This window comes from Streptomyces sp. TBY4 (genome assembly GCF_024213195.1).
Taxonomy (GTDB): Bacteria; Actinomycetota; Actinomycetes; order Streptomycetales; family Streptomycetaceae; genus Streptomyces.
This window is the reverse complement of sequence record NZ_JANAVF010000001.1, coordinates 362,426-387,503: the sequence shown is the minus strand read 5'-3', so window position 1 is coordinate 387,503 and position 25,078 is coordinate 362,426. Positions and strand designations below refer to the sequence as shown.

Genomic DNA, 25,078 nt, shown 5'->3' with positions numbered 1-25,078 from the left:
GGTCGGTGGCGCCGGGGCCGGCGGGGGTCACTCCAGGCCCGCCTCCGTGCCCCGGCCCGGCTCGCCGACGGCCGCCATCACCCGCTCGTAGCGCCGTGCCGTGTCGGCCAGGAGCTCGGCGGCCACCGGCAGCCGCTCCGCCTGGTACGCGTCGAGCGCCTCCTCCCCGACCGTCCCGGAGAGGACCGCGGCCAGTGCCCGGCCGAGGGCGGCGGCGTCCTGGATGCCGGTGTTCATGCCCAGCCCGCCGGCTATGGGGTGCACGTGCGCCGCGTCCCCCGCGAGGAAGGTCCGGCCCTCGCGTATCCGGGTGGCCATGCGGACGTTGACCCGCCAGGAGGAGAGCCAGGTCGGCTCGGTCAGCCGGATCCCCGGCATCCGCGCGTACCGGTCGAAGAGCCGCTGGAAGCTCTCCAGGGAGGGAGGCAGCACCCCGCCCCCTTCGTCCGTCTCGGGCGCGGCCTGCAGCTGGAAGCTGTCCGTCCCCGGCATCGGGCAGAGGAGTATCCCGCCGCCCTCCGAGGTGAACCACTGATGCCAGAACTCCCGGCTGAGCCCAGGTGCCCCGACGTCCCCGAGAACCATTGCCGGTTCCTCCTCGCCGGTCCCCTCGAAGGGGATCCCGAGGAGTTCGCGGGTGGCGCTGTGCCCGCCGTCGCATCCCGCCAGGTAGCCGGCCCGGATCGCGGTGCCGTCCGCCAGCTCCGCGCGGACGCCGGACGAGTCCTGGGTGATTCCGGTGAGCCGGGACCCGTACTCGACGTGCACGCCCAGCTCGGCCAGCCGCTCGCGCAGCACCTCCTCCACCTGCCACTGGCCGATCAGCAGGCCCCCGTCGACGGCGGTGTCCCTGACGTGCGCCCCGTCGAAGTACTTGCGCAGCACGATCCCCCCGCGTCCCCGGGCGGTCATGGCCCCGGCCACGCCGAGCCGCTCGAAGACCTCGAGGCTGCCCGCCTGGAGGCCCTTGCCGCGCGACTCCCGGTGCGGCGCCGAGCGCCCCTCGACGATCCGCACCGCGATGCCCTGCCGGGCCAGGTCGCAGGCGAGCGTGAGACCGGTCGGGCCGGAGCCCACGACCAGCACGTCCGGCCGGTCGGGCGGGACGGGCGGGTTAGGCGGGTTGGGTGTGCTGGGCGTTGCGGTGGTCATCGGATGTCCCCTCGTCGTGGTCGTCCCTGTTGTCCGTTGTCCTCGTCCTCTCAAGGGAAGCGCGTCGCGACAGAAAAAGCAACCCAGTTACAAAACTAACCGGGTCACTCATTCGTGTTATGCTTCGCTCCATGGAGAACACGCCGGGTCTGCGCGAGAACAAGAAGCTCCGTACGCGCCGCCAGCTGGCGGCCACGGCGCTGGAGCTCTTCCTGGAACGGGGCTTCGATGCGGTCTCGGTGGCCGATGTCGCCGCGGCCGCCGAGGTGTCCAAGCCCACGCTGTTCCGCTACTTCCCCAGCAAGGAGGACCTGGTCCTCGACCGCTTCGCCGACCACCAGGACGAGGCGGCGCGGATCGTGCGCGACCGGGCCGCGGGCCAGACCCCGGTGGCCGCGGTGCGCGCCCACTTCCTGGCCGCGCTCGCCGAGCGGGACCCGATCACCGGCCTCTGCGACCACCCGAACGTGCTTGCCTTCCAGCGCCTGCTCTACGGCACGGCCAGCCTGGAGTCACGGATGGCCCACTACACCGCCCGCGAGGCGGAGCTCCTCGCCGCCGTCCTGACGGCCGAAGCGGTCGACCCGCTCACCGCCCGCCTGGCGGCCGGATACCTGGTGGCGGCCCGCCAGGAGCTCGGCCGCGAGAACTGGCGCCGCATCGAGGCCGGCCAGAGCGCCGACGAAGCCCACCCGGCCGCCGCCGCCGACGCCGACCGCGCCTTCGCCCTCCTGTCCGACGGCCTGGACCACGCCCTGCCCGCACGCGGGGAATGACGGCGGGGCGAGGGCGAACGGGAAGGCTCCCCGGCTACCTGGGGTCTTCGGTGTCCCAGGGGTAGGCGAACCGGCCGGGGTCGAGGCGCCAGGCGGCCAGGGTGGCCGCCAGCTCCGATTCGCCGGTCACCTCCGCCGAGGCGAGAACGGCTGCGCGGATGTGGATTCCCAGTGGATCGGGTGGGGCCCCGCCCGGCCTCAGCCCAGCAGGATGCGCTTCAGTTCGCGGGCCGCGCGCGGGGGTGCCACGTCCGTGCGGTGGGCCAGGGCGATCGTGCGGCGGAGGGGGGAGCCGGCCAGGGGGGTGGAGCGGAGGCCGGAGCCGGCGTGGGCCACGACCATCGCCGGGACCACCGCGATGCCCAGGCCCGCGCGGACGAAGCCCAGTACGGCGTCCATCTCGCCGCCCTCCACCGTGAACACCGGCTCGAAGCCCTCCGCCCGGCAGGCGGCCACCGTCAGGTCCCGCAGGTCGTAGCCGTGCCGGAACATCACCATCGGCTCGTCGCGCAGCGCGGACACCGTGAGCGCTCCGCCGCCCGCCGGGGGCGGGAGGGTCGCGGAGGAGACCACCACCAGGTCCTCCGTGAGGAGTTCGACCGTGGTCAGCGCCGGGGCGGAGGGGGGCAGGGGCAGGGCGATCAGTGCGAGGTCCAGGGAGCCGCGCGCGAGTTCCCGTACGAGGTCCAGCGAACCGCTCTCCTCGATCAGCAGCTCGATCCCCGGATGGGCGGTGTGGAAGGCCCGGAGCACGCCGGGGAGGAGCCCCGTGCACACGCTCGGGGTGGCCCCCAGCCGGATCCGGCCGCGCCTGAGCTGCGCCAGTTCCTGTACCTCCAGCCGGGCCGTGTCCGCGTCCGCGAGGATCCGCCGGGCCAGCGGCAGCAGGGTCTCGCCGGCGTCGGTGAGCGTGATGTTCCCGCGGGCCCGGCTGAAGAGCTCGGCGCCGAGCTCCCGTTCGAGCGTCTTGATCTGCTGCGACAAGGAGGGCTGGGCCACGTGTTCGCGCTCGGCCGCGCGCGTGAAGTGCCGGGTCTCGGCGACGGCGACGAAGTAGACCAGCTGCTGGAACTGCATCGCCCCAGGATACCGCTGTCCATAGGTTGATCCTATTGACTTCAGCTCTTTCATGTCTTGGACCTTTCGGGACCTTGGTCCTTACGGTCAATGTCATGGCTCTGGCAACGCGGACGGATCGACGGCCGTCCACCACGCGCACGCTCTGGGACTCCTCCGTCGGCAAGAAGTCCGTGATGGCCGTCTCCGGCCTGATCATGCTCGGCTACCTCGTCGTGCACATGCTCGGCAACCTCAAGATCTTCTTCGGGGCGGACGAGTTCAACGGCTACGCCCACTGGCTCCGCACCCTCGGCGCGCCCTTCCTGCACCATGAGTGGGCCCTGTGGATCGTCCGCGTGGTGCTGCTCGCGGCCGTCGTAGCCCACGGGGTCTGCGCCTACCAGCTCAGCCGCCGCGACATCAGGGCGCGCCCGGTGAAGTACGCCCACAAGCGCCGCCGCGCGAGCTACGCCACCCGCACCATGCGCTGGGGCGGCATCATCCTCGCCCTCTTCATCGTCTGGCACCTGCTCGACCTCACCACGCTCACCGTGAACGAGCGGGCCTGGGCCGGGCATCCGTACGAGAACGTCCTCGCCACCTTCTCCACCTGGTACGGCAACACCATCTACCTCGTGGCGATGGCCGCCCTCGGACTGCACGTGCGCCACGGCTTCTGGAGCGCCGCCCAGACCCTGGGCGCGGGCAACGCCCGACGGGACAGGACGCTGAAGTTCCTGGCCAACACCCTCGCCCTCGTCCTCTTCGCGGGCTTCGTGTCCGTGCCCGTCGCCGTCATGACCGGAGTGGTGAGCTGACATGAGCAACGATTACGCCGACTACACCACCGGGGCCCCGATCGCCGACGCCAAGGCCCCCGAAGGCCCCATCGCCGAACGCTGGGACCGCCGCCGCTTCGAGGCCAAGCTGGTCAACCCGGCCAACCGGCGCGGGCACACCGTCATCGTCGTCGGTACCGGCCTGGCCGGCGGCGCCGCCGGCGCCACCCTCGCCGAACAGGGCTACCACGTGGTCCAGTTCTGCTTCTCCGACTCCCCGCGCCGCGCCCACTCCATCGCCGCGCAGGGCGGCATCAACGCGGCCAAGAACTACCGCAACGACGGCGACTCCGTACACCGGCTCTTCTACGACACCGTCAAGGGCGGCGACTTCCGCGCCCGCGAGTCCAACGTCCACCGCCTCGCCCAGATCTCCGTCGAGATCATCGACCAGTGCGTGGCCCAGGGCGTCCCCTTCGCCCGCGAGTACGGCGGTCTCCTCGACACCCGCTCCTTCGGCGGCGTCCAGGTCTCCCGCACCTTCTACGCCCGCGGCCAGACCGGCCAGCAGCTGCTGCTCGGCGCCTATCAGGCGCTCTCGCGGCAGATCGCCGCCGGCAACGTCGAGATGCACGCCCGCACCGAGATGCTCGACCTGATCACCGTCGACGGAGTGGCCCGCGGCATCGTCGCCCGGGACCTGGTCACCGGGAAGATCGACACCTACTACGCGGACGCCGTCGTCCTCGCCAGCGGCGGCTACGGCAACGTCTTCTACCTCTCCACCAACGCCATGAACTCCAACGCGACCGCCGTCTGGCGGGCGCACCGGCGCGGCGCGTACTTCGCCAACCCCTGCTTCACCCAGATCCACCCCACCTGCATCCCGCGCACCGGCGACCACCAGTCCAAGCTCACCCTGATGAGCGAGTCCCTGCGCAACGACGGCCGCATCTGGGTCCCCAAGGCGCAGGGCGACACCCGCCCCGCCGCCGAGATCCCCGAAGCAGAGCGCGACTACTACCTGGAGCGGATCTACCCCTCCTTCGGCAACCTCGTGCCCCGCGACATCGCCTCCCGCGCCGCCAAGAACGTCTGCGACGAGGGCCGCGGAGTCGGCCCCGGCGGCCAGGGCGTCTACCTCGACTTCGCCGACGCCATCCGCCGCATGGGCAAGGAGAAGGTCGCCGAGAAGTACGGCAACCTCTTCGAGATGTACGAGCGGATCACCGCGGAGAACCCGTACGAGGTCCCCATGCGGATCTATCCCGCCGTGCACTACACGATGGGCGGCCTGTGGGTCGACTACGACCTCCAGACCACCGTCCCCGGCCTGTTCGCGATCGGCGAGGCCAACTTCTCCGACCACGGCGCCAACCGCCTCGGCGCCTCCGCCCTCATGCAGGGCCTGGGCGACGGCTACTTCGTGCTCCCCTCCACCATCAACGACTATCTGGCCCGTCATCCGCACCGGGACACCGTCGACGACACCCACCCCGAGGCCGCGGCGGCCGTGCGCGAGACCCGCGACTGCCTCGCCAAGCTGCTCGCCGTCGACGGGGACCGCACCCCGGACTCCTTCCACCGGGAGATCGGCGAACTGATGTGGGAGTACTGCGGGATGGCCCGGACCGAAGAGGGGCTGCGCAAGGCCCTCGCCCGGATCCCCGAGATCCGCGAGGAGTTCTGGCGGCGGATCAAGGTGCCGGGCAGCGGCGAGGAGTTCAACCAGTCGCTGGAGAAGGCCAACCGCATCGTCGACTACCTGGAGCTCGCCGAGCTGATGTGCCTCGACGCCCTCCACCGCGCCGAGTCCTGCGGCGGCCACTTCCGCGAGGAGTCCCAGACCCCGGACGGCGAAGCCGCCCGCCGCGACGAGGAGTTCGGGTACGCGGCCGCCTGGCAGTACACCGGAACCGGCGCCGCGCCCGTCCTGCACAAGGAAGACCTCGTCTTCGAGTACGTCCACCCCACCCAGCGGAGCTACGCATGAAGCTCACCCTGCGCGTCTGGCGCCAGAAGAACGCCGACGCCCCCGGCGCGATGGCCTCGTACGAGGTCGACGGCATCTCGGAGGGCATGTCCTTCCTCGAAATGCTCGACACCCTCAACGAGGACCTCATCCTGAGCGGAGAGGACCCGGTCGCCTTCGACCACGACTGCCGCGAGGGCATCTGCGGCGCCTGCAGCCTCGTCATCAACGGCGACGCCCACGGCCCGGAGCGCACCACGACCTGCCAGCTCCACATGCGCTCCTTCGACGACGGCGACACCATCGACGTCGAGCCCTGGCGGGCCTCGGCCTTTCCGGTGGTCAAGGACCTCGTCGTCGACCGGGGGGCCCTCGACCGGGTCATCCAGGCCGGCGGCTACATCACCGCCCCGACCGGCTCCGCCCCCGAGGCGCACGCCACGGCCGTGCCCAAGCCGGACGCCGACTACGCCTTCGAGCACGCCGAGTGCATCGGGTGCGGGGCCTGCGTGGCGGCCTGCCCCAACGGCTCGGCGATGCTCTTCACCTCCGCCAAGGTCAACCACCTGAACGTGCTCCCGCAGGGCTCGCCCGAGCGCGAGACCCGGGTCCTGGACATGGTGGCCACCATGGACGCCGAGGGCTTCGGCGGGTGCACCCTGACCGGCGAGTGCGCCACCGCCTGCCCCAAGGGCATCCCGCTGCCCTCGATCGCCGCCATGAACAAGGAGTGGCTGCGGGCCGTCCGCCGGGGCCCCCGCTGAGCCGCGGCGGCCCGGCGGACCGGCCGGGTCCGCCGATCGGATGATCGGAGCGGTCTGCGCCGCGCCGTGACCGGCCGCCCTCCCGGGCATGGGTGACAGTGGGCGCATGCCTCACGCCCCCGCCGGACCCGGCCCGCGCCGCCGTACCGTGCTGGCCGCCGCCCTCGCTCCGCTGGCGGCGGCCGGCTGCGCCGGGGAGGAACGGCCCCCCGCACCGAAGCCCGGACCCGAGGCCGCCAAGGACGCGCTGGTCATGGTCATCCGGCACGCGGAGAAGCCGTCCGCCGGGGACACCGGCGAGGACGACGAGGGCAACGAGGACCCCGGCTTCCTGGCCGTGCGCGGTTGGCGCCGCGCCCAGGAGCTGCCCGCCCTCTTCCCGCCGGCCCGGAGCGCCTACCTGCCCCGGCCCGGGGCCGTCTTCGCCGCCGGGGGCAAGGAGGGGGCGCCCGCACGGTGCCGCCAGACCGTCGGGGCGCTCGCCACCGCGCTGGGTACGCCCGTCCGCTCGGAGTTCGCGGTGGGCGCCGAGTCCGCTCTGGCCAGGGCGGTGCTGGCCGCGCCGATGCCGGTCCTGGTCTGCTGGGAGCACCAGGGGATGCCCCGCCTGATCCGGGGCCTCGGAGCACAGGACGTGCTGGGGCTGCCGGCCGCCTGGCCCGACCGCTACGACCTGGTGTGGATGTTCACCCGCAGACGGGGCGTCTGGAGCTTCCGCGAGCTGTCGCAGCACCTCCTCCAGGGCGACGCGTAGCACCGGCACAGCACCGGCGCGGTCCTCGCGCCGGGACGCCGCGAGGACCGCGCGGTACGGGCGTACGCTGAGAAGTGGACTCGGGGCAGTCGTGTGCCGGGAGGTCGACGATCATGACGGGAATCGTCCGAAGGGGCTTCGATTCCGCTGACGAGACACGCCGGTTCGAGGACGGCAAGGGCAGGCTCGACCTGCTCAACACCGACGGCGGGCCGGTCGGCCGGGCCGTGTTCGAGCCCGGGTGGCAGTGGTCGCAGCACATCAAGCCCATCGCGCAGACCGACAGCTGCGAAGCCGCCCACGTGGGCTACATCGTCAGCGGCCGGCTCAAGATCGTCATGGACGACGGTGAGAGCATCGAGGCGCAGCCCGGGGACTTCATCCAGGTCGACCCGGGCCACGACGCCTGGGTGCTCGGCGAAGAGCCGTGCGTCGTCCTCGACTGGCAGGGCTACGGGGACTTCGCGAAGCCCCCGGCCGCGTGACCGTACGCGTGAACCCGGCCGCGTGACCGTACGCGTGAACCCGGCCGCGTGACCGGGCGCGCCGGCTACCGTCCCGCCGCCAGGGCCCGCGCCAGGTAGGGCGCCGTACGGCTGCCCGTGGCGCGGGCCACCTCGGCCGGTGTGCCCGCGGCCACCACCCGGCCGCCCTCCGCACCGCCGCCCGGCCCCAGGTCGATGACCCAGTCGGCGCCCGCCACCACCGCCATGTCGTGCTCCACGACCACCACCGAATGCCCGGCGTCCACCAGGCCGTGCAACTGCCGCAGCAGCACCGTGACATCGGCCGGATGGAGCCCGGTGGTCGGCTCGTCCAGCAGGTACAGGGTGTGATCGCCGCGCACCCGCTGGAGCTCCGTCGCCAGCTTGATGCGCTGCGCCTCGCCCCCCGACAGCTCCGTGGCGGGCTGCCCCAGCCGCAGGTACCCCAGGCCGATGTCGGACAGCGCGCCGAGGCTGCGGGCCGCCGCCGGGACCCCGGCGAAGAAGGAGGCCGCCGACTCCACCGTCAGCGCGAGCACCTCGGCGATGTTCAGCCCCGAGTGACGGACCTCCAGGGTCTCGGAGTTGTACCGGGCCCCCGCGCACTCCGGGCAGGGGGCGTACGTGCTCGGCAGGAACAGCAGCTCCACCGAGACGAAGCCCTCGCCCTGGCAGGCCTCGCACCGGCCGCCCGGCACGTTGAAGGAGAAGCGGCCCGCCTTCCAGCCCCGCGACTTCGCCTCCGGCGCCGCCGTGAAGAGCCGGCGGACCACGTCGAACAGCCCCGTGTACGTGGCCAGGTTGGAGCGCGGGGTCCGGCCGATCGGCTTCTGGTCCACCTCCACCAGCCGCCGCACCGGGAACTCCGGCTCCGCCAGCCGCTCGTGGACCTCACGGGCGAGCGCCTGTCCCACCAGCGTGGACTTCCCGGACCCGGACACCCCGGTCACCGCCGTGAACACCCCGAGCGGGAACTCCGCCGCCACGTCCCGCAGGTTGTGCCGGTCGACACCGCTGAGCCGGATGGACCCGGTCGCCTTCCGCGGGTCCGCCGTGCGCGGCTCCTCCGGCCGGCGGTCCCCGAAGAGGTACCGGGCCGTCGCCGATTCCGCCACCGTCGCCAGTGCCTCCGGGGGGCCGCTGTGCAGCACCCTTCCGCCGTGCTCCCCGGCCAGCGGGCCCACGTCCACCAGCCAGTCCGCGTGCCGCACCACGGCCAGATCGTGCTCCACCACGAACAGCGTGTTCCCGGCCTCCTTGAGCCGGTCCAGGACACCGAGCAGCGCCTCCGTGTCGGCCGGGTGCAGCCCCGCCGACGGCTCGTCCAGCACGTACACCACCCCGAACAGACCCGAACGCAACTGCGTGGCCAGCCGCAGCCGTTGCAGCTCGCCCGCGGACAGGGTCGGGGCGCCGCGGTCCAGGCTCAGGTAGCCCAGCCCCAGCTCGGTGACCGGGCCGATCCGGGAGCGCAGGTCCTCCGTGAGCACCCGGGACGCCTCGCCGCCGCCGCGCGCGGTGGCCAGTACACCGTCCAGCTCCGTCAGCGCCAGCCCCGCCAGCTCCGCGATCGTGCGGCCCGCGAAGGTCACGGCCAGGGCCTCGGGGCGCAGCCGCCTGCCCTCGCACGCCGGGCAGGGCGCATGGTGGAGGAACTTCTCGGCGCGGGCCCGCAGGGTGAGGCTCTTGCTGTCGGAGAAGGTCCGCATCACGTACCGGTGGGCGCTCATGTACGTGCCCTGGTAGGGCCGTTGGATCCGGTCGGCCTCCCGCACCGGATGCACCGTCACCACCGGCTGCTCCCCGGTGAACAGGATCCACTCGCGGTCGGCCGCCGGCAGCTCCCGCCAGGGCGCGTCCACGTCGTGGCCGAGGGCCTCCAGGATATCGCGCAGGTTCTTGCCCTGCCAGGCGCCCGGCCAGGCGGCGATGGCGCCTTGACGGATCGACAGGTCGCGGTCCGGCACCAGCAGTTCTTCGCTGGTGGTGTGCACGCGGCCGAGTCCGTGGCAGGAAGGGCAGGCCCCGGCGGCGGTGTTGGGGGAGAAGGCGTCGGAGTCGAGGCGCTCGGCGCCCGGCGGATAGCAGCCGGCCCGCGAGTACAGCATCCGCAGCGAGTTGGACAGCATGGTCACCGTCCCGACCGAGGACCGGGACCCGGGGGAGGAGCGTCGCTGCTCCAGCGAGACGGCCGGCGGGAGCCCGGTGACGGAGTCGACCTTCGGCGCGCCGATCTGGTGGATCAGGCGCCGGGCGTACGGGGCCACGGACTCGAAGTACCGGCGCTGGGCCTCGGCGAAGAGCGTGCCGAACGCCAGCGAGCTCTTGCCGGAGCCGGAGACCCCGGTGAACACGGTCAGCGCGTCCCGCGGAACGTCCACGTCCACCCCGCGCAGATTGTGCTCCCGGGCGCCGCGGACGCGGACGTAGGGATCGTGGGTCTGCTGGGTCTGCTGGGTGGACGGCGTGGCGGGCTGGTGCATTCGTCCTAGTTTAGTGGCCGGGGTCGGCGGGCTGCCCGCCCGTGCGTTCCGTGGGCTCTGCGAGGCCTGTGGGGCCCGTGAGGCCCGTGAGCCGGGCGAGTCGGCCGAAGGAGTCCAGCAGCGCCGTCCGGTCGTACGTCGACGTGGTGACCAGCAGCTCGTCCGCCCCGGTCAGCTCCGCGACCTCGGTCAGCTCGGCCGCGACCTGCTCCTCCGTGCCGTGGATGTGTCCGGCGAGGGCGCCCTCGTACAGCTCCCGCTCCTTGGGGCTCATGGGGAGCGCCTCGACCTCCTCGGCCGGGAGGAGCGGGGGGAAACTGCCCCGGGTGCGGGAGTGCGCGACCGCCCACGCCTCCGGCACCAGGATCCGCCGGGCGGCCTCGGCGGTGGCGGCCACCGCGACCGTCCCGGAGACCACGACGTGGGGCCGTGCACCCCAGGGGGAGGGCCGGAACTGCTCGCGGTACGCCGTGATGACCTCCGTGACCCGGGCCCGGGTCCGCAGGTCCCCGACGACCAGGGGCAGTCCGGCGCGGGCCGCGATCCCCGCCCCCTCGCCGGTGGCCAGCACGTACGCCGGGATCCGCATCCCCTCCGCCGGGCGGGCGTGCACCTCGGGGTGCGCCCGCTGGGAGCCGTCGAGCCAGCCCAGCAGTTCCGCGAGCTGCTCCTCGAACCGGTCGGCGTCGGCGGTGTCCCGCCCGAGCGCGCGGCGGATCCCGCCGGTGAAGCCGACCGAGCGGCCGAGCCCCATGTCGATCCGGCCGGGGAACAGCGCCTCCAGGACCCCGAACTGCTCCGCGACGACCAGCGGCTGGTGGTTGGGCAGCATCACGCCGCCGGTCCCGACGCGGATCCGCGCGGTCGCCCCGGCCACGGCGGCGGCGAGCACGGTGGGCGCGGACCCGGCGACCCCGGGCACGCTGTGGTGCTCGGAGACCCAGAACCTGCTGTACCCGAGCCGCTCGGCCGCGCGCGCGAGCTCCACGGTGTCGCGCAGGGCCTGGGCGGCGGGGTGTCCCTCGCGGGTGCGGGACCGGTCGAGTATCGAAAGTGTGCGGATCACACACTGATCAACGCCGGGCGGCCGTCAGGATTCCCCGGGCCCCGTGGGCGGCGGCCGTCCGCGGGCCGTCGCTGCTTAGGCTGGCGGGGTGACCGAGACTCAGAACCGCAGGCCCCTGGCCGTCTTCGACATCGACAACACCCTGGCCGACACCGCACACCGCCAGCACTTCCTGGAGCGCCGGCCGCGCGACTGGAGCGGCTTCTTCGGCGCGGCCCCGGCCGATCCGCCCCTCGCCCGCGGGATCGCGCTCGCGGTGGAGAGCGCGGCCGACTGCGAGGTCACGTACCTCACCGGCCGCCCGGAGCGGTGCCGCGCGGACACGGAGGAGTGGCTCGGCCGGCACGGGCTGCCCGAGGGGCGGCTGTGGATGCGCGGCAACCAGGACCGGCGGCCCGCCCGGACGACCAAGCTGGAGGTCCTCCAGCGGATCGCGCGGGGCCGCGAGGTGCGGATGCTGGTGGACGACGACGAACTGGTCTGCCGGGCGGCGCGCGCGGCGGGCTTCCGGGTGGTCCTGGCGGACTGGGCGGCGGACGCTCCGGAGCTCAAGGACGCACAGGAGGGCGAGGGGCGCACCTGAGCCCCGCGGACTCCCGAGGGGGCCCGGGAGTCCCGTAGCGACCCGGGGAGGGGCAGGGCGGGGCGGTGGGGCGACGTGCTCAGGCCTCGGCGTCGAGGCGGAAGCCGACCTTGATCCCCACCTGGTAGTGCGCGATCTCGCCGTTCTCGATGTGGCCCCTGATCTGCACGACTTCCAGCCAGTCCAGGTTGTGCAGCGTTTCGCCCGCGCGGGCGATGCCGTTGCGGATGGCTTGGTCGATGCCTTCGTGGGACGTGCCCACGATCTCGGTCACCCGGTACGTGTGATTGGACATGGGGGTCTCCCGACACTGGGCGGCTGTTGCCTTGTTCTACGGTGCCCCAGTAAGTCCGGATCCGCGAACTTTGCGTGAACAATCCATAGCGATACCCCCTTGACCCACCCATTGGTCTATGCCAATTTCAAGCCATCTGAGACCTATCCCCAGAAGGTGACCCCTCGTGAAGATGCGCTTCCTCGCCGTGTCCACCGCGCTCGCGGCCGCGACTGCCCTCACCGGCTGCAGTCTCACCGGGTCGGGCGGAGGTGCGCAGAAGGTGACGCTCTGGCTGATGAAGGGCAGCGCCTCCGAGGAGTTCATAGGCAAGTTCACGACCACCTTCGAGAAGGAACACCCGGGCGTGGACCTCGAAGTGAAGATCCAGGAGTGGAAGGGCATCGGGGACAAGGTCAACGCCGTCCTGGCGGGCAAGAGCGAGGAGAGCGCCGACGTCATCGAGGTGGGCAACACCCAGGTCGCCCAGTACGTGGAGGGCGGCGGAGTCTCCGAACTCACCCTGGAGGCCCTGCGCGAGTGGGACGGCAAGGACTGGCTGAAGGGTCTCTCCGAGCCCGGAAAGGTCCGCGGTGCCCAGTTCGGCGTCCCGTGGTACGCCGCCAACCGCGTGGTGATCTACAACAAGGACCTCTTCGCGAACGCCGGGGTCAAGGCGCCGATCAAGACCCGCCAGGAATGGATCCAGGCCACGCAGAAGCTCGACAAGGGCACCCAGCAGGGCATCTACCTCGCAGGGCAGAACTGGTACGTCCTCGCGGGGTTCGTCTGGGACGAGGGCGGCGAACTCGCCGTCGAGAGCAGCGGCCAGTGGCTCGGCGCCCTCGACGAGGAGAAGGCCCTGGCGGGAATGGAGTTCTACAAGCAGCTCCAGGCCCTCGGCGACGGCCCCAAGGACGCCGACGAGGAGACGCCCCCGCAGTCCGACGTCTTCGCCCGCGGCGGGATCGCCCAGATCATCGCCCCGCCCGGCCAGGCCGCCGCCATCGAGGCCGCGAACCCGGAGCTCAAGGGCAAGCTCGGCTTCTTCCCGATCCCCGGCAAGACCGCCGACAAGGTGGGCTCGGTCTTCACCGGAGGCTCGGACCTGATCATCCCCGAGAAGACGAAGCAGCGCAGACAGGCCGTCGACGTGATCACGGCCCTGGTCAGCGAGAAGTGGCAGACCGAGCTCGCCCGCGAGATGAGCTACGTACCCAACAAGACCACCCTCGCGCACATCGTCGAGGGCAACGAGGGTGCCACGGCGATGGCCCCCGGCGCCGCCCAGGGCCGCGCCACCCCGCAGTCCCCCCGCTGGGCCGAGGTCGAGGCCCAGAACCCCATCAAGCCCTTCATGACGGCCGTCCTCACCGGCCAGAACCCCCAGCAGGCCGCGAAGGCGGCCTCCGACACCATCAGCAAGGTCCTCAGCTCCGACCGCTGACCCCGGGGCCCGAGGGGAGGACGGGGCGGGCGGGACAGCGCCCCGGAGGGGCCGCCCGCCGAGTTCAGCCTCCGCACATCCGAGGGCCGCGAAGCGGCCATGTCGAATCCAGCCGGTCACGGAAGAAGTAAAGAAGCCAGGCCACACACCTGCCGGCCTGGCTTCCCGTGCCGGACCAGGAGCCGTCATGACCATCGCCCCCCTGTCCCCGTCCGTCCTTCCCGTCGCTTCGGTCGCTCCCGCCGCTTCGGTCGCTCCCCCCGCCTCCGCCGTTGCCCCCGCCCCGGTCCTCTCCTCCGCCTCTGTCCTCTCCTCCGACCCGGGGCCCGCCCCGCAGGCGGCGGACGCCCCCGCACCCCACTACGCCGTCCGCCTCGCCCGCAACGAGGACGAGGTGCGCGCCGCCCAGCGGCTGCGCCACCAGGTCTTCGCCGGGGAGCTCGGCGCCCGCCTCGACGGCCCCGAGCCGGGCCTGGACTCCGACGCCTTCGACGCCTACTGCGACCACCTCCTCGTCCTGGACGAGGAGACCGGGCAGGTCGTCGGCACCTACCGGCTGCTGCCCCCCGAGCGCGCCGCCGTCGCCGGACGCCTCTACTCCGAGGGCGAGTTCGACCTCTCCGCGCTCGCAGCCATCCGCCCCGACCTGGTCGAGGTGGGCCGCTCCTGCGTCCACCCCGACCACCGCAACGGCGCCGTCATCGCCCTCATCTGGGCCGGCCTCGCCCGCTACATGGACCGCTCCGGGCACAACTGGCTCGCCGGCTGCTGCTCCATACCGCTCTCCGACGGCGGGGTGCTGGCCGCCGCCACCCGGGAGAACGTCCTCACCCGCAGCCTCGCCCCCGTCGAGTACCGGGTCACCCCGCACCTCCCCTGGAGCCCCGAGGGCATCGAGTTCCCCGACCGGATGGAGCTGCCCCCGCTGCTGCGCGGCTACCTGCGCCTCGGCGCCTGGGTCTGCGGCGAGCCCGCCCTGGACGCCGAGTTCGGCTGCGCCGACCTGTACGTCCTGCTCTCCCTGCGGCGGACCAACCCCCGCTACCTCAAGCACTTCCTCTCGCTCGCCCCGTCCGCATGAGCGCCTGGCTCCCCACCTCGCCCTGCACCCCCGCGGACTGCGCCGGCCACCAGGGGCGCACCGCGAGCGTGCCGCGCGCGGTCCTGCGGCTCGCCGTCGCCGTCGCCCTGATCCTGCTCGGGATCCTGGGCGCCCCGCCGCTGCGGCTGCTGCCGGAGCGGGCCCGGCACGTGCTGGTACGGGCCTGGGCGGCCGCCCTGCTGGGCGCCTTCGGCCTGCGGATCACCGTGCACGGGGCCCCAGGCCCGCCACCGGGCCCCGGCCCCGGTGGCGGCCGGCTGATCGTCGCCAACCACATCTCCTGGCTGGACATCCCGCTCGTCGCCGCCGTCCTGCCCTCCCGGATGCTGGCCAAGAGCGACATCCGCAGCTGGCCGGTCCTCGGACCGCTGTCCCGGCAGGCCGGCACCCTCTTCATCGAACGCGACCGGCTCCGCGGCCTGCCCGCCACCGTCGGCCTGCTCACCCGGGCCCTGCTCGACGGGGACCGCGTCACCGTCTACCCCGAGGGCTCCACCTGGTGCGGGCGCGCGCAGGGCCCCTTCCGCCGCGCCGCGTTCCAGGCGGCGCTGGACGCGCGGGTGCCCGTACAGCCCGTACGGATCAGCTACCTGCTCGACGACGGGGGGCCGGCCGGGGCGCCCGCCTTCGTCGGGGACGATCCGCTGACCGCCTCGCTGTGGCGGATCGCGCGGGCCCGCGGGGTGCGCGCCGAGGTGCGGCTGCTGCCGCGGATCCCGCCGGGCCGGTACGCGCACCGGCGGGACCTCGCGGCCGCGGCTCAGGCGGCCGTGCTCGCCGAACCGGTGTCCGTGTCACCGGCGGTGGCGCCACTGCTGTCCGGCGTGCCCTCCCAGCCGTCCGCGCCGATGCCGTCCGCCACCGACAGCGACAGGGCGAAGCGGCCCGCCGCGTCCGTCCACCAATGGGTCAACTCCAGCCCGGCAGAGGCGAGTTCTCTGCGGATGCCTTCCTGACGGAACTTCGCCGAGATCTCCGTCAGGATCTCCTCGCCCTCCTCGAAGGGCACCTCCAGATCCAGCGACCGGACCTTCACCACCACCTGCCTCCGGGCCCGCAGCCGCATCTCGATCCACTCGTGCTCCCGGTTCCACACCGCTACGTGCGCGAAGTCGGCGGTGTGGAAGTCCGCGCCCAACTCCCGGTTCACCACGGACAGCACGTTCCTGTTGAACTCGGCCGTCACCCCCTGGGCGTCGTCGTACGCCGCCACCAGCACGGCCGGGTCCTTCACCAGGTCCGTCCCCATCAGCAGCGCGTCCCCGGGCGACAGCATCGCCCGTACGTCCGCCAGGAACACGGCCCGCTCCGCCGGCAGCAGGTTCCCGATCGTGCCGCCCAGGAACACCACCAGCCGGGGCCCGGGGGAGTCCGGCAGCCGCAGCGCGCGGGTGAAGTCGGCCAGCAACGCGTGCACGCGCAGCCCCGGATGCTCCTCCAGCAGGGTCTTCGCTGCCCCGGCCAGCGCGCTCTCGCTCACGTCCACCGGTACGTACGTGTCCAGCGCGGGCAGCGCCTCGATCAGGTGCCGGGTCTTCTCCGAGGAGCCGGAACCGAGCTCCACCAGGGTGCGGGCCCCGCTCACCGAGGCGATCTCCCGGGCCCGTTCGAGCAGGATCTCCCGCTCGGCGCGCGTCGGGTAGTACTCGGGCAACCGGGTGATCTCCTCGAAGAGTTCACTGCCCCGTGCGTCGTAGAACCACTTCGGCGGCAGCGACTTGGGGGACCGGGTCAGCCCGTCGCGGACGTCCGCGCTCAGCGCCGTCTCGGCGGCGTGCTCGTCGAGGGTGCGGGTCAGCTGGAAGTCGTTCACTGGCCTTCGTCTCCTTGGTGCGGTGCGGGCCGTGCGTGCGGTGCATGCGGTGCGTTCTCCGGTGCGGGCGGTGGCCCGGCCGGGGTCGCCTTCAGCGGCGTGAGGTCGACCTGGGTGCGGGTGGCGGTCAGCAGGGTCCGGTCGGGTACCTCGCACCAGCGCGGGTCGTCGTCGTAGGGCTCCGAGGCGACCACCGTGCGCCGCGCCGCCGCGTCGGCCAGGTACCACAGGGAATCCCCCCAGGCCGTCGCCGCGACGGCCCGGCCGTCGGTCAGCAGCAGGTTCAGCCGGGATCCGGGTGAGGCCCCGGCCAGCTCCCCCACCGCGCCGGCCAGCGCCGCGCCGAGGTCCGGCTCCGGGCCCGGGTCCGATCGGAGCCGGTGCAGGACCAGCGCCCAGATCAGCGCCGAGTCCGTACGGGCGGCCAGCGACAGCAGTTCCTGTGGCGGCAGCCCGGCGGCGACCGGGGCCACGGAGTCCGGCCAGTCCCGCAGCATGCCGTTGTGGCTGAACAGCCACCGCCCCTCCGCGAAGGGCGCGGCCGCCGCCTCCCCGTCCGCCCCGGGCCGCGTGGCGTCCCGTACGGCGGCCAGCACGGCCCCGCTGCGGACCACCCGGGCGAGGTCGCTGAAGGTCAGGTCGCCCCAGATCGGCCCGGCCCGGCGGTAGCGGGCGGGCACCGGGTCCCCCTCCGCGTACCAGCCGACGCCGAAGCCGTCGGCGTTGACCGTGCCGTGGCGCTGGCGGCGCGGCTCCCACGACTGCCGGACCAGCGAGTGCTCGGGGTCGCTCAGGACCCGGCCGAGGCTCACGGGGGCCCCGAGGTAGGCGAGATGACGGCACATCAGGCCTGCCCGGCGGAGCCCGCGGGGCCTGCGGAACCTGTGGAGCCCGCGGGGGCGGCGCCGCGCGCGGTCCGGAACCCGGAGAAGATCTGCCGGCGCACCGGCAGGTCCCAGTTGCGGAAGGTGCCCCGGCAGGCCACGGGGTCCACGGCGAAGGAGCCGCCGCGCAGCACCTTGTGCTCCGGGCCGAAGAACACCTCCGAGTACTCGCGGTAGGGGAACGCCCGGAAACCGGGGTAGGGGAGGAAGTCCGAAGCCGTCCACTCCCACACGTCGCCGATGAGCTGGCGCACCCCGAGCGGGGAGGCCCCGGCCGGATAGGAGCCCGCCGCGGCCGGCCGCAGGTGGCGCTGGCCGAGGTTGGCGTGCGCGGGAGTGGGGTCCGCGTCGCCCCACGGGTAGCGGGTGGAACGCCCGGCCGCCGGATCGTGGCGGGCCGCCTTCTCCCACTCCGCCTCGGTCGGCAGCCGCCGCCCCGCCCAGCGGGCGTACGCGTCGGCCTCGTACCAGCTCACGTGCAGCACCGGCTCGTCCCCCGGCACCGGCTCCGTGACCCCGAAGCGGCGGCGCAGCCAGCCGCCGCCCTCGCGGTGCCAGAACAGCGGGGCCTCGATCCCGTGCCGGCGGATCTCCGCCCAGCCGGGCGCCTCCCACCACCGCTCCTCGCGGTAGCCGCCGTCCGCGATGAACTCCTGGTACGCGGCGTTGGTCACCGGGACGGTGTCGATCCAGAACGCCTCGACCTCGCGCACGTGCGCGGGCCGCTCGTTGTCCAGGGACCAGGGCTCGGCTGAGGTGCCCATCGTGAACGGGCCCGCGGGTACGAGCACTTCGGCCGCCGCCGGCGGCGGTCCCTGCGGGGGATCCGGGTCGGGCGCCGCGAGCACCGGAGCGCCCTGCCGCAGTTGATGGGTGATCAGCATCGTCTCGTCGTGCTGCTGTTCGTGCTGGGCGATCATCCCGAAGGCGTAGCCGCCGTCCAGCAGGGCCGTTCCCTCCAGGGGGGTGCGGTCGAGGAGGTCGAAGACCCGGCCGCGCACCTCGGCGGCGTACCGACGGGCCTCGTCGGGGCTCAGCAGGGGCAACTTCGGGCGCTCCGCACGGGGATGCTCGAACGCATCGTAGAGCGGGTCCATCTCGGGGTGCATGGACTCGCGGCCCGCGACGTTCCGCAGCAGCCAGAGCTCCTCCATGTTCCCGATGTGCGCGAGGTCCCAGACCAGCGGGGACATCAAGGGGGAGTGCTGGGCGGTCAGTTCCGCCTCGCTGACGGCGTCGGTGAGTCCGGCCGTGCGGACGCGCGCCGCGGTCAGGGCGGCGGCGGCCCGCTCGCGCAGGAGCTCCGGTTCGGCGGTCATGAGCGGGCCTCCTCGCCGGCCGGCTGCGGTCGGGTTCGCGGGTGCGGACGCACCGACGGGCGGGCCTGTGGGTGCCCGTGTTCCGGTGCCTGCGGGTGCTGCGGTCCGGTCCGGTCGTCGGCCGGACAGCGGCCGCGGGACACGTAGCGCTCGGTGAACTCGCCGACGGTGTCGACGACCTGGCCGCCGGCTCCCAGCCGGGGCAGCGCCGAGAGCGCGGCCCGGAAGCAGGTGCGGGCCGCGGACCGCAGCTCCGGGTCGGACAGGGCGTCACGGGCGGCGGACCGCCAGAGCGGATTGCGCGGCGCGGGCCGGGCGCCGTAGGAGTCGGCCAGTCCCTTCGCCACCCGGTAGGCGGTCTCCGCGGCCTCCGGGTCGTCGAACAGCGCGTGCACGACGGCCACCGGGACCAGCCAGCCGTCCTCGCCCGGCTGTGCGTCGATCATCCGCAGCTCCAGGTGGCCCCGGGGCCGTACCGGCGGGAAGAGCGTGGTCAGGTGGTAGTCGAGGTCGGCGGCGGTCGGCGGCCGGTGTCCGCCGCCGGAGCGCACCCAGTCGCGGAAGGTCAGCCCGCGCGGCACCACCCACGGTGCGCCCTCCTCGGGCGCCCGCACGCACATCACCTCGGTGTCCAGCGCCTGCCGGGTCCACGCGCCGCGCGGCTCCGCCTCCAGCGGCGGGGCGAGCGAGCGCCGGGTGTCGAGGTCGCTCCAGACCCCTTGGCGGGCACACCGCCAGCCGGCGTACGGTCCTTCGTGCGCGGGGGAGTTGGCGAAGGCGGCGACCAGCACCGCACCGAGGAGGTGGGCGAGGCGCCAGCGCCTGCCGTGACCCAGCGGGCCGGGCTCCTCGTGACCGGCGTCCACGCAGACCTGCACGGAGGCCGAGGCGCGCATCATGGCCCGCCCGGCCGGGCCGGTGCGGTCGAAGTAGGTCTCCATGGCCTCGTACCGCGGGCTGGCCAGCATCCGCCGCAGCGGCCGCCGCGGGTCCTGGCCGAGTCCGCGCAGCTCCAGCCCCTGGGGGCGCAGGGCCTCCCGGACGGCGGCCAGATCGGACTGGAGTCCGTCGATGCAGCCGGTGAGGGAGGTGGCGGGGGCCGAGCTGAGCTCCAGCTGACCGCCGGGCTCGACGGTGACGCGGGAACCGAGGGGCAGGGCGCGGGCCGCGTCGTGCGCGGCGGCCAGGCGGTCCTGGGGAACGGGCCGGCCGGGTCGTTCGGCGTCGAACACCAGCCATTCGAGCTCCGCGCCCAGCAGGCGGGGCGGGCCGGTCTTGAAGCAGATGCCGTGTATCAACTCTTCGGCTGTGGCTTCGGTCAGTGGGGTGAGTGAGTCCATGGGCACGACGGGGCCCTCGTCTCGTGTCGTCGACTGTGACATCGGCTGTGACATCACCCGTGCCTACCCGTCCCTTGGGGCACAAATCCTTTGCGGGCGCCCTGCCGGAGCGCCGAGGATCGCCGTATGAGCGGCAGATTGCGCGAGATCGCGCGGGAGAATGCGGACATCGTGGCGGCCGGCGGTTACCGGACGCGGGCGGGACGGCGGGTGTCGCTCGCCGCCGCCGTGGCGGAGGCCAAGGCAGGAACCAGGATATATGGGCCAAAGCGGGTGATTCCAGGCGAGCCGGACGCGCGGGACGCCCGCCGGACCGTCGTCGAGGTCACCGGCGAGAGCAGCACGGTCGCCGCCCGCAGGCTCGCCGGGGAGTATCCGGAGGACTCCGGGACCGTTTCGGTGGCCGTCCTGAACTTCGCTTCGGCCCGGAATCCCGGGGGCGGCTACGTACGCGGGGCCAAGGCCCAGGAGGAGGCCCTCTGCCGCGCATCGGCGCTGTACGAGACCCTCCTGGAGGCCCCGGAGTACTACGCGGTCCACCGCGCCGAGGTCAGCACCTTCTACACCGACCGGGTGATTCACTCGCCCGGGGTCCCCGTCTTCCGCGACGACCGGGGCGAGCTGCTGGACACCCCCTTCCGGGCGGGATTCCTCACCTCTCCGGCCCCGAATGCGGGCACCATCCGCCGCCAGGAGCCGGACCGGGTGCCCGAGATCCCCGGCGCCCTCGAGCGCCGCGCCCGGCTGGTCCTGGAGGTGGCGGCGCTGCACGGGTACCGGGGGCTGGTGCTGGGGGCCTGGGGGTGCGGGGTCTTCCAGAACGAACCCGCCCAGGTGGCGGAGGCCTTCCGCGGCCTGCTGGCGGGACCGTTCGCCGGTGTGTTCGAGCGGGTGGTGTTCGGGGTGCTGGACCGCAAGCCTGAGACGCGGGAGGCCTTCGAGCGGGTGCTGGCCGGGGTGGGGGAGGAGTAGGGGGCAGGGACAGGTCTAGGCCGGGCCCGGGAGCAGGCGGGTCCGCAGGAGGTCGAGCACCTGGTCCAGCGCCGCTCGGGTGGCCTCACCGGGCCGGTCGACGAGATGCTCGGTGAGGACGGAGTGCGGCGGCAGCACGGCTTCGGGGTTGGCGTCCTCGTCCTCCAGCTCGACGGCGACGAAGGCGTCACCGAGCTCGCGGCGCAGGAACGCGAAACGGGCGCCGGGCGTGAGCCGGTCGCTCCTGAAGCGCAGCCCCACCACCTGCAGGCCCTCGCGCTCGCAGCGTCCCCGGACGGTGGCGAGGTCCTCCGGGGAGATGTCGATGCCGTCGCGCCGGCGGGCGGTGATCCCCAGGGGGAGGGACGGCTGCGACAGGACGGGCACGAGGAGGTGCTCGTCGACGGCCATGGCGAGGGCGAAGCCGCCGGTCAGGCACATGCCGACGGCGCCCACCCCCGGGCCGCCGCAGCGCTGGTGCTCGTACGCGGACAGCGCGCGCAGCCAGTTCACGACGGGCGAGCTCCGGCCGGTGGCCAGGATGCTGAACTCCCGGCTCACGCATACGTTCCACAGGCTGGATGCGGTGTACAGCGCACCCCGCGCCAGGCCGTGGGCCGTGGGGTGGGGGTCGTGGCCGGGCGTGCCGAACAGCACCGGGAGCACGGCGGTGCAGCCCAGCGCGGCCACCCGCTCGGCGAACTCCAGCACCTTCGGGGTGATCCCGGGAATCTCCGCCATCACGATCACCGCGGGCCCGCTGCCGCGGCGCAGGACGGGACGCGTGCTGCCCTCGTGGGTGAACGCGCCGTGCTCGAAGCCCGACAGATCGTGGTCCGCCATGGACGGCCGCCTCACTCGTCGATGACGTTGACGTTGACGTTGACGTTCCGGTGACGGGAGGGAACGTACAGCACCCGGTGGGAGCTTGGCTACCAGTGAGTAACCAGTCGGGAGCGCATGCCGGGGCCGGGGGCCGGAGCCCCCGGCCCCCGCCCGGATCAGGTGCCGAGCGCGCTGCCCCGCCACTGCTGGTTGGTGTGCGTCGGGCTGCAGTCCCACAGGCCGACACGGGCGCCGTTGCCGGTGGCCCAGCCCAGTGCGTCGAGACACTTGCCCGAGTGGACGCTGCGCAGCAGACCGCCCGGGATCGCCTCCCACTTCTGGTTCAGGCCCTGGTGGCAGGAGTTGAGCCCGATCAGCGCACCGTTCTCGGTCTTGGCGAACTGGACGTCCATGCACCGGCCGAGCGCGCGGACCGTACCGTCGCTCTCCAGCTTCCAGGCCTGGGCGTCCGTGCCGTTGCAGTCGTAGATCTGGATCGGGGTGCCGTCCTTGGTGCCCGCGGCCTTGACGTCCAGGCACTTGCCGGAATGCACGCCGACGATCTGCCCGGATCCGGCCGGCGGCGCCGGGTTGCAGTAGATCTCCACGAGCACCTGGTAGTAGCCGTTGCCGCCGATCGGCATCGCCCGTGGACCGTTGGTCCTGGAGCAGCGGAACGTCTCGTAGCCCTCGCCCACGGCCTGGCCGTAGGCGCTGTTCCAGGCGCCGTCGACGGCGATGTTGTACGGGCCGTAGCCGGTGCCGGTGAAGTACTTGGGGGCGGTCGGGGCCGAGGTTGCGGCCGAGGTGGACGTGGCGGCGGCCGGGGAGGCGGCCGCCGGGGAGGCGAAGAGTGCCGTGACGGTGAACACGGCGGCGGCAGCGGCGGAGAGCCATCGAGCCAGCTTCACGCGTGGCTCCTTTCGGAAGAGGGGTTCGGTTGGTTGAACCGGGAAGGAGGGTGCCGCCGGGCCCGCGGTCGGCTCGACAGTAGCCGCGCGGCGCGGCCGGACAGTCTCACCGTGGTCTCAACTCCGGCCAGCGAACGGCCGGTTAGCTGCTGACCAGGTCGAACGCCGGGTCGGTATCGTCCCGGGCGAGCGTGGAGGGCCGGGAGAACGTGGAGAGTCGGAAGAGCGTGGAGAGATCCGAGGAGAGGTCCGGGGAGGGGCCTGGGGAGGGGCCCGGGGAGGGGCCCGGAGAGAGGTCCGGGGAGAGACCGGGGGAGAGGGGCGAGGAGCTCGCGGCGCTGCGGGCCGCCCTGGAGGCCGGGCCGCCCGTTCACCTCGGCGGGGCGCTCGGCAGCGGCAAGTCCCGGCTGGCCCGGCGGCTGCCCGTCGCGGATGCCGTGGACCTGGCCGGGCTACGGGCCGGGCAGGCGGCCTCCCACGTCCGCGCCGCGCTGGCGGCCGGGCCCGGTGCGGGGCCGCTGCTCGTCGACAGCGTGGACGGTCCGGGGCATCCCGAGGCCGTCGCCGCCGCCCTCGAGGACCACCTGGCCGGGACGCCCGGACCGGTCAGGCCGCTGCTGCTGGTCGGCCGGCGGCCCCTGCGGGCCGCCGCGGGCTGGACGGACCGGCCCCTGACCACCCTGACCCTCGGACCTGCGCGGGCGGCGGCCGTCGAGACCCAGGTGCGTGCGAACGGTCTGGAGGACCCCGAGGCGGTGGCTCTGGCGGTCCGGCTGGCCGGCGGGAACCCGCTGCTGGCCCAGCTGGCCGCCCGGACGCTGCTCGCGGGCACCCCGGCCGACGCACCCGGGGCCGTCGCCGACGCCATGACCGAGGAGGTGCTGCTCCGGCTGGACCGCGAACGCCCGGCGGCCGGCCCTGCCGGAGGGGGCGGGCGCTGGCGGCACGCGCTGCGCCTGCTGGCGACCGTACGGGCCGGGGACGAGCGGCTGCTGAGCGGCGGCCCGGAACTGTTCTCGGCGCTGGCCGGGCTGAGCCTCGTACGCCGGGAACGGCTCGGGCTGGCGGTCCGCGAGCCCTTCCGCACCCTGTTCGAACTCGCCTACCAGTGGCGGCGCCCGCAGCACCACGAAGGGCTCCGCGGCCGCGCCGCCGACTACCGGCGGGCCCTGCTGACCGAACGCCACGACCCGCGGGAGCGGGCCCGGCTGGTGGAACAGGGCCTGTTCCTGTCCGGCGACCCGACCCTGCGCGGCTCGCTGTTCCCGCCCGCCGAGGACTCCGCCGCGATCGGACCCGCCCGTACAGGGGAGACCGAGGACATCGGCCGGCTGATGCGCGGATGGGCGGTGCGCGGGGGGTTCGACGTACGGCGCTGCGAGCGGATCACCGGCCAGTGGCTGGACGCGGCCGGCCCCGCCGCCTTCCGGCTGGCCCGCGACCGCGACGGCCGGCCCGTGGGGCTGGCCGCGCTGCTGCCCGTCGCGCGGGGCACGCAGGCCGGTATCGAACCCCTTCTCCAGCAGCACGCCACCGGCCTCCTGGACGGCGCCCGCGGCGACTCTGGCGGGCTGTTCCTCGGAGCCGCGTACGCGGCGGACCCGGTCGCCCACGCGCAGATCCTGCGGGACATCCTGGGGCAGGCGGTGCGCGCCGGACACCTGGTGGTGTCGACGGCCAGCCCCGACTACCAGACGCTGCTGCGCGCGCTGAGCTTCCGCCCGCACGGCGGCATCCGCGACGACTTCTACCGCTGCGGGCGGCGGCCCGAGGTCTACAGCCACGACTTCACCCCGGATGGGCTCTCGGCCTGGATGCGGACGCTTGCGCCGGGTGGGGGTGGGGGTGGTGCGGGTGCGTCGGGGGCGGATGGCTCCGGTGTGGGGGCCTCGGACGCCGTTGCCTGGGCGTTGGCGCGTGTCCGCGACCCGCGGGCCCTGGCCCGCAGCCCGCTGCTGGGCCGCACGGGGCTGGGCAGCGCGCAGGCCCTGCGCGACTGGCTGGACAACGCCGTACTGGAACTGGCGCTGGCCGACGCCCCCGCCGACGCCGAGGCGGGGGCCATCCTGCGCGCGTACTACCTGAGCGGGCGGCCCCGTACCCATCCGCAGGCCGCCCGGGAGGTGCACCTCAGCCGTGCCACCTACTTCCGCCGGCTGAGGCGGGGGCTGGCGGTGCTGGCGGAGCGGCTTCCGGTGGCGGAGCGGCTTCCCGTGGTGGACCGGCTTCCCGTGGTGGACCGGCTTCCGGTGGCGTAGCCGCCGTTGACGGCTAGGGGGTGTCCGCAAAGTCCCGCCGGCCGCCCGCGGGGCAGGCGG

Annotated in this window: 22 protein-coding genes and 1 pseudogene; 12 read left to right on the top strand and 11 right to left on the bottom strand. The window is 73.7% G+C overall.

The annotated features are described in order from the left end of the window. Nucleotides 1-27 precede the first annotated feature (27 nt). Nucleotides 28-1,152: an FAD-dependent monooxygenase gene (locus NLX94_RS01845; RefSeq protein WP_254380751.1), complete on the bottom strand. Its 1,125-nt coding sequence runs from the start codon at nt 1,150-1,152 to the stop codon at nt 28-30. A 131-nt stretch (nt 1,153-1,283) separates the two neighbouring features. On the opposite strand from NLX94_RS01845, the gene NLX94_RS01840 reads away from it, so the two are divergent. Then, entirely contained in the window at nt 1,284-1,928 is a 645-nt protein-coding gene (locus NLX94_RS01840) for a TetR/AcrR family transcriptional regulator (RefSeq protein WP_254380750.1), read from the top strand. Nucleotides 1,929-2,126: 198 nt separating this feature from the next. On the opposite strand, the gene NLX94_RS01835 is transcribed toward NLX94_RS01840, so the two are convergent. Then, the gene (locus tag NLX94_RS01835; protein WP_254380749.1) at nt 2,127-3,005 is read right to left on the bottom strand and encodes a LysR family transcriptional regulator; all 879 of its coding nucleotides are present in this window, start codon (nt 3,003-3,005) and stop codon (nt 2,127-2,129) included. Between the two features lie 95 nt (nt 3,006-3,100). On the opposite strand from NLX94_RS01835, the gene NLX94_RS01830 reads away from it, so the two are divergent. The 5 genes from NLX94_RS01830 (at nt 3,101) to NLX94_RS01810 (ending at nt 7,741) form a co-directional block, all read left to right on the top strand. Beyond that, on the top strand, nt 3,101-3,805 hold the full coding sequence (locus tag NLX94_RS01830; RefSeq protein ID WP_254380748.1) for a succinate dehydrogenase cytochrome b subunit: 705 nt from the start codon (nt 3,101-3,103) through the stop codon (nt 3,803-3,805). A gap of 1 nt (nt 3,806) precedes the next feature. Continuing rightward, nucleotides 3,807-5,759: a fumarate reductase/succinate dehydrogenase flavoprotein subunit gene (locus tag NLX94_RS01825; protein WP_254380747.1), complete on the top strand. Its 1,953-nt coding sequence runs from the start codon at nt 3,807-3,809 to the stop codon at nt 5,757-5,759. Next, complete coding sequence (locus NLX94_RS01820) at nt 5,756-6,502, top strand: succinate dehydrogenase/fumarate reductase iron-sulfur subunit (protein WP_254380746.1); 747 nt, start codon at nt 5,756-5,758, stop codon at nt 6,500-6,502. The genes NLX94_RS01825 and NLX94_RS01820 overlap by 4 nt, the downstream gene beginning before the upstream one ends. Nucleotides 6,503-6,608: 106 nt before the next feature. Then, nucleotides 6,609-7,256 (top strand): hypothetical protein, encoded by a 648-nt coding sequence (locus tag NLX94_RS01815; protein ID WP_254380745.1) that lies wholly within the window; start codon nt 6,609-6,611, stop codon nt 7,254-7,256. Nucleotides 7,257-7,369: 113 nt separating this feature from the next. Continuing rightward, nucleotides 7,370-7,741 carry a cupin domain-containing protein gene (locus NLX94_RS01810; protein ID WP_254380744.1) on the top strand — a complete coding sequence of 124 codons (372 nt, stop codon included), beginning with the start codon at nt 7,370-7,372 and terminating at the stop codon, nt 7,739-7,741. Nucleotides 7,742-7,806: 65 nt separating this feature from the next. Here the strand turns inward: NLX94_RS01810 and NLX94_RS01805 are convergent, their stop codons facing one another. Together NLX94_RS01805 and NLX94_RS01800 are read right to left on the bottom strand one after the other, a co-directional pair. Beyond that, nucleotides 7,807-10,224, bottom strand: coding sequence for an excinuclease ABC subunit UvrA (locus tag NLX94_RS01805; RefSeq protein WP_254380743.1), 2,418 nt, complete (start codon nt 10,222-10,224; stop codon nt 7,807-7,809). 10 nt (nt 10,225-10,234) lie between these two features. Beyond that, nucleotides 10,235-11,290, bottom strand: a complete 1,056-nt coding sequence (locus NLX94_RS01800) for an LLM class flavin-dependent oxidoreductase (RefSeq protein WP_254380742.1) — start codon at nt 11,288-11,290, stop codon at nt 10,235-10,237. An 88-nt stretch (nt 11,291-11,378) separates the two neighbouring features. On the opposite strand from NLX94_RS01800, the gene NLX94_RS01795 reads away from it, so the two are divergent. After that, nucleotides 11,379-11,873, top strand: a complete 495-nt coding sequence (locus tag NLX94_RS01795; RefSeq protein ID WP_254380741.1) for a hypothetical protein — start codon at nt 11,379-11,381, stop codon at nt 11,871-11,873. 79 nt (nt 11,874-11,952) lie between these two features. On the opposite strand, the gene NLX94_RS01790 is transcribed toward NLX94_RS01795, so the two are convergent. Continuing rightward, the gene (locus NLX94_RS01790) at nt 11,953-12,168 is read right to left on the bottom strand and encodes a dodecin (protein WP_254380740.1); all 216 of its coding nucleotides are present in this window, start codon (nt 12,166-12,168) and stop codon (nt 11,953-11,955) included. Nucleotides 12,169-12,334: 166 nt separating this feature from the next. Between NLX94_RS01790 and NLX94_RS01785 the strand changes: the two genes are divergently transcribed. The 3 genes and pseudogenes from NLX94_RS01785 to NLX94_RS01775 all read left to right on the top strand — a co-directional run. Next, a complete protein-coding gene (locus NLX94_RS01785; RefSeq protein ID WP_254380739.1) occupies nt 12,335-13,594 on the top strand; it encodes an extracellular solute-binding protein in 1,260 nt (419 codons plus the stop codon). Between the two features lie 187 nt (nt 13,595-13,781). Further along, nucleotides 13,782-14,675, top strand: a complete 894-nt coding sequence (locus NLX94_RS01780) for a GNAT family N-acetyltransferase (RefSeq protein WP_254380738.1) — start codon at nt 13,782-13,784, stop codon at nt 14,673-14,675. Next, nucleotides 14,672-15,223 (top strand): annotated as a pseudogene (locus NLX94_RS01775) (lysophospholipid acyltransferase family protein); the annotation flags it as partial. The gene NLX94_RS01780 and the pseudogene NLX94_RS01775, both read left to right, overlap by 4 nt. A gap of 233 nt (nt 15,224-15,456) precedes the next feature. Here NLX94_RS01775 and egtD read toward each other — a convergent pair. The 4 genes from egtD to egtA are packed head-to-tail and all read right to left on the bottom strand — an operon-like array spanning nt 15,457 to nt 20,094. Beyond that, nucleotides 15,457-16,509 carry an L-histidine N(alpha)-methyltransferase gene (egtD, locus tag NLX94_RS01770; protein ID WP_254380737.1) on the bottom strand — a complete coding sequence of 351 codons (1,053 nt, stop codon included), beginning with the start codon at nt 16,507-16,509 and terminating at the stop codon, nt 15,457-15,459. Continuing rightward, nucleotides 16,506-17,354 carry an ergothioneine biosynthesis protein EgtC gene (gene egtC, locus NLX94_RS01765; protein ID WP_254380736.1) on the bottom strand — a complete coding sequence of 283 codons (849 nt, stop codon included), beginning with the start codon at nt 17,352-17,354 and terminating at the stop codon, nt 16,506-16,508. Before egtC ends, egtD begins: the two co-directional genes overlap by 4 nt. After that, complete coding sequence (egtB, locus tag NLX94_RS01760) at nt 17,354-18,712, bottom strand: ergothioneine biosynthesis protein EgtB (RefSeq protein ID WP_254380735.1); 1,359 nt, start codon at nt 18,710-18,712, stop codon at nt 17,354-17,356. The genes egtC and egtB overlap by 1 nt, the downstream gene beginning before the upstream one ends. Next, nucleotides 18,709-20,094, bottom strand: coding sequence for an ergothioneine biosynthesis glutamate--cysteine ligase EgtA (gene egtA, locus NLX94_RS01755; RefSeq protein ID WP_374683884.1), 1,386 nt, complete (start codon nt 20,092-20,094; stop codon nt 18,709-18,711). The genes egtB and egtA overlap by 4 nt, the downstream gene beginning before the upstream one ends. A gap of 84 nt (nt 20,095-20,178) precedes the next feature. On the opposite strand from egtA, the gene NLX94_RS01750 reads away from it, so the two are divergent. Continuing rightward, nucleotides 20,179-21,024, top strand: a complete 846-nt coding sequence (locus tag NLX94_RS01750) for a TIGR02452 family protein (RefSeq protein WP_254380733.1) — start codon at nt 20,179-20,181, stop codon at nt 21,022-21,024. A 15-nt stretch (nt 21,025-21,039) separates the two neighbouring features. Here the strand turns inward: NLX94_RS01750 and NLX94_RS01745 are convergent, their stop codons facing one another. Continuing rightward, complete coding sequence (locus NLX94_RS01745) at nt 21,040-21,867, bottom strand: dienelactone hydrolase family protein (protein ID WP_254380732.1); 828 nt, start codon at nt 21,865-21,867, stop codon at nt 21,040-21,042. Nucleotides 21,868-22,025: 158 nt separating this feature from the next. Further along, a complete protein-coding gene (locus NLX94_RS01740; RefSeq protein ID WP_254380731.1) occupies nt 22,026-22,760 on the bottom strand; it encodes an RICIN domain-containing protein in 735 nt (244 codons plus the stop codon). 227 nt (nt 22,761-22,987) lie between these two features. Here NLX94_RS01740 and NLX94_RS01735 point away from each other — a divergent pair, with 227 nt between their 5' ends. Then, complete coding sequence (locus NLX94_RS01735; protein ID WP_254380730.1) at nt 22,988-25,018, top strand: hypothetical protein; 2,031 nt, start codon at nt 22,988-22,990, stop codon at nt 25,016-25,018. Nucleotides 25,019-25,078 lie beyond the last annotated feature (60 nt).

Coding starts and splice junctions, on each gene's coding strand:
- NLX94_RS01840 (WP_254380750.1), top strand. CDS start 1,284: ATGGAGAACACGCCGGGTCTGCGCGAGAACAAGAAGCTCCGTACGCGC.
- NLX94_RS01750 (WP_254380733.1), top strand. CDS start 20,179: ATGAGCGGCAGATTGCGCGAGATCGCGCGGGAGAATGCGGACATCGTG.
- NLX94_RS01815 (WP_254380745.1), top strand. CDS start 6,609: ATGCCTCACGCCCCCGCCGGACCCGGCCCGCGCCGCCGTACCGTGCTG.
- NLX94_RS01745 (WP_254380732.1), bottom strand. CDS start 21,867: ATGGCGGACCACGATCTGTCGGGCTTCGAGCACGGCGCGTTCACCCAC.
- egtA (WP_374683884.1), bottom strand. CDS start 20,094: ATGTCACAGTCGACGACACGAGACGAGGGCCCCGTCGTGCCCATGGAC.
- NLX94_RS01810 (WP_254380744.1), top strand. CDS start 7,370: ATGACGGGAATCGTCCGAAGGGGCTTCGATTCCGCTGACGAGACACGC.
- egtB (WP_254380735.1), bottom strand. CDS start 18,712: ATGACCGCCGAACCGGAGCTCCTGCGCGAGCGGGCCGCCGCCGCCCTG.
- NLX94_RS01845 (WP_254380751.1), bottom strand. CDS start 1,152: ATGACCACCGCAACGCCCAGCACACCCAACCCGCCTAACCCGCCCGTC.
- NLX94_RS01805 (WP_254380743.1), bottom strand. CDS start 10,224: ATGCACCAGCCCGCCACGCCGTCCACCCAGCAGACCCAGCAGACCCAC.
- NLX94_RS01830 (WP_254380748.1), top strand. CDS start 3,101: ATGGCTCTGGCAACGCGGACGGATCGACGGCCGTCCACCACGCGCACG.
- NLX94_RS01825 (WP_254380747.1), top strand. CDS start 3,807: ATGAGCAACGATTACGCCGACTACACCACCGGGGCCCCGATCGCCGAC.
- NLX94_RS01835 (WP_254380749.1), bottom strand. CDS start 3,005: ATGCAGTTCCAGCAGCTGGTCTACTTCGTCGCCGTCGCCGAGACCCGG.
- NLX94_RS01790 (WP_254380740.1), bottom strand. CDS start 12,168: ATGTCCAATCACACGTACCGGGTGACCGAGATCGTGGGCACGTCCCAC.
- egtC (WP_254380736.1), bottom strand. CDS start 17,354: ATGTGCCGTCATCTCGCCTACCTCGGGGCCCCCGTGAGCCTCGGCCGG.
- NLX94_RS01780 (WP_254380738.1), top strand. CDS start 13,782: ATGACCATCGCCCCCCTGTCCCCGTCCGTCCTTCCCGTCGCTTCGGTC.
- NLX94_RS01820 (WP_254380746.1), top strand. CDS start 5,756: ATGAAGCTCACCCTGCGCGTCTGGCGCCAGAAGAACGCCGACGCCCCC.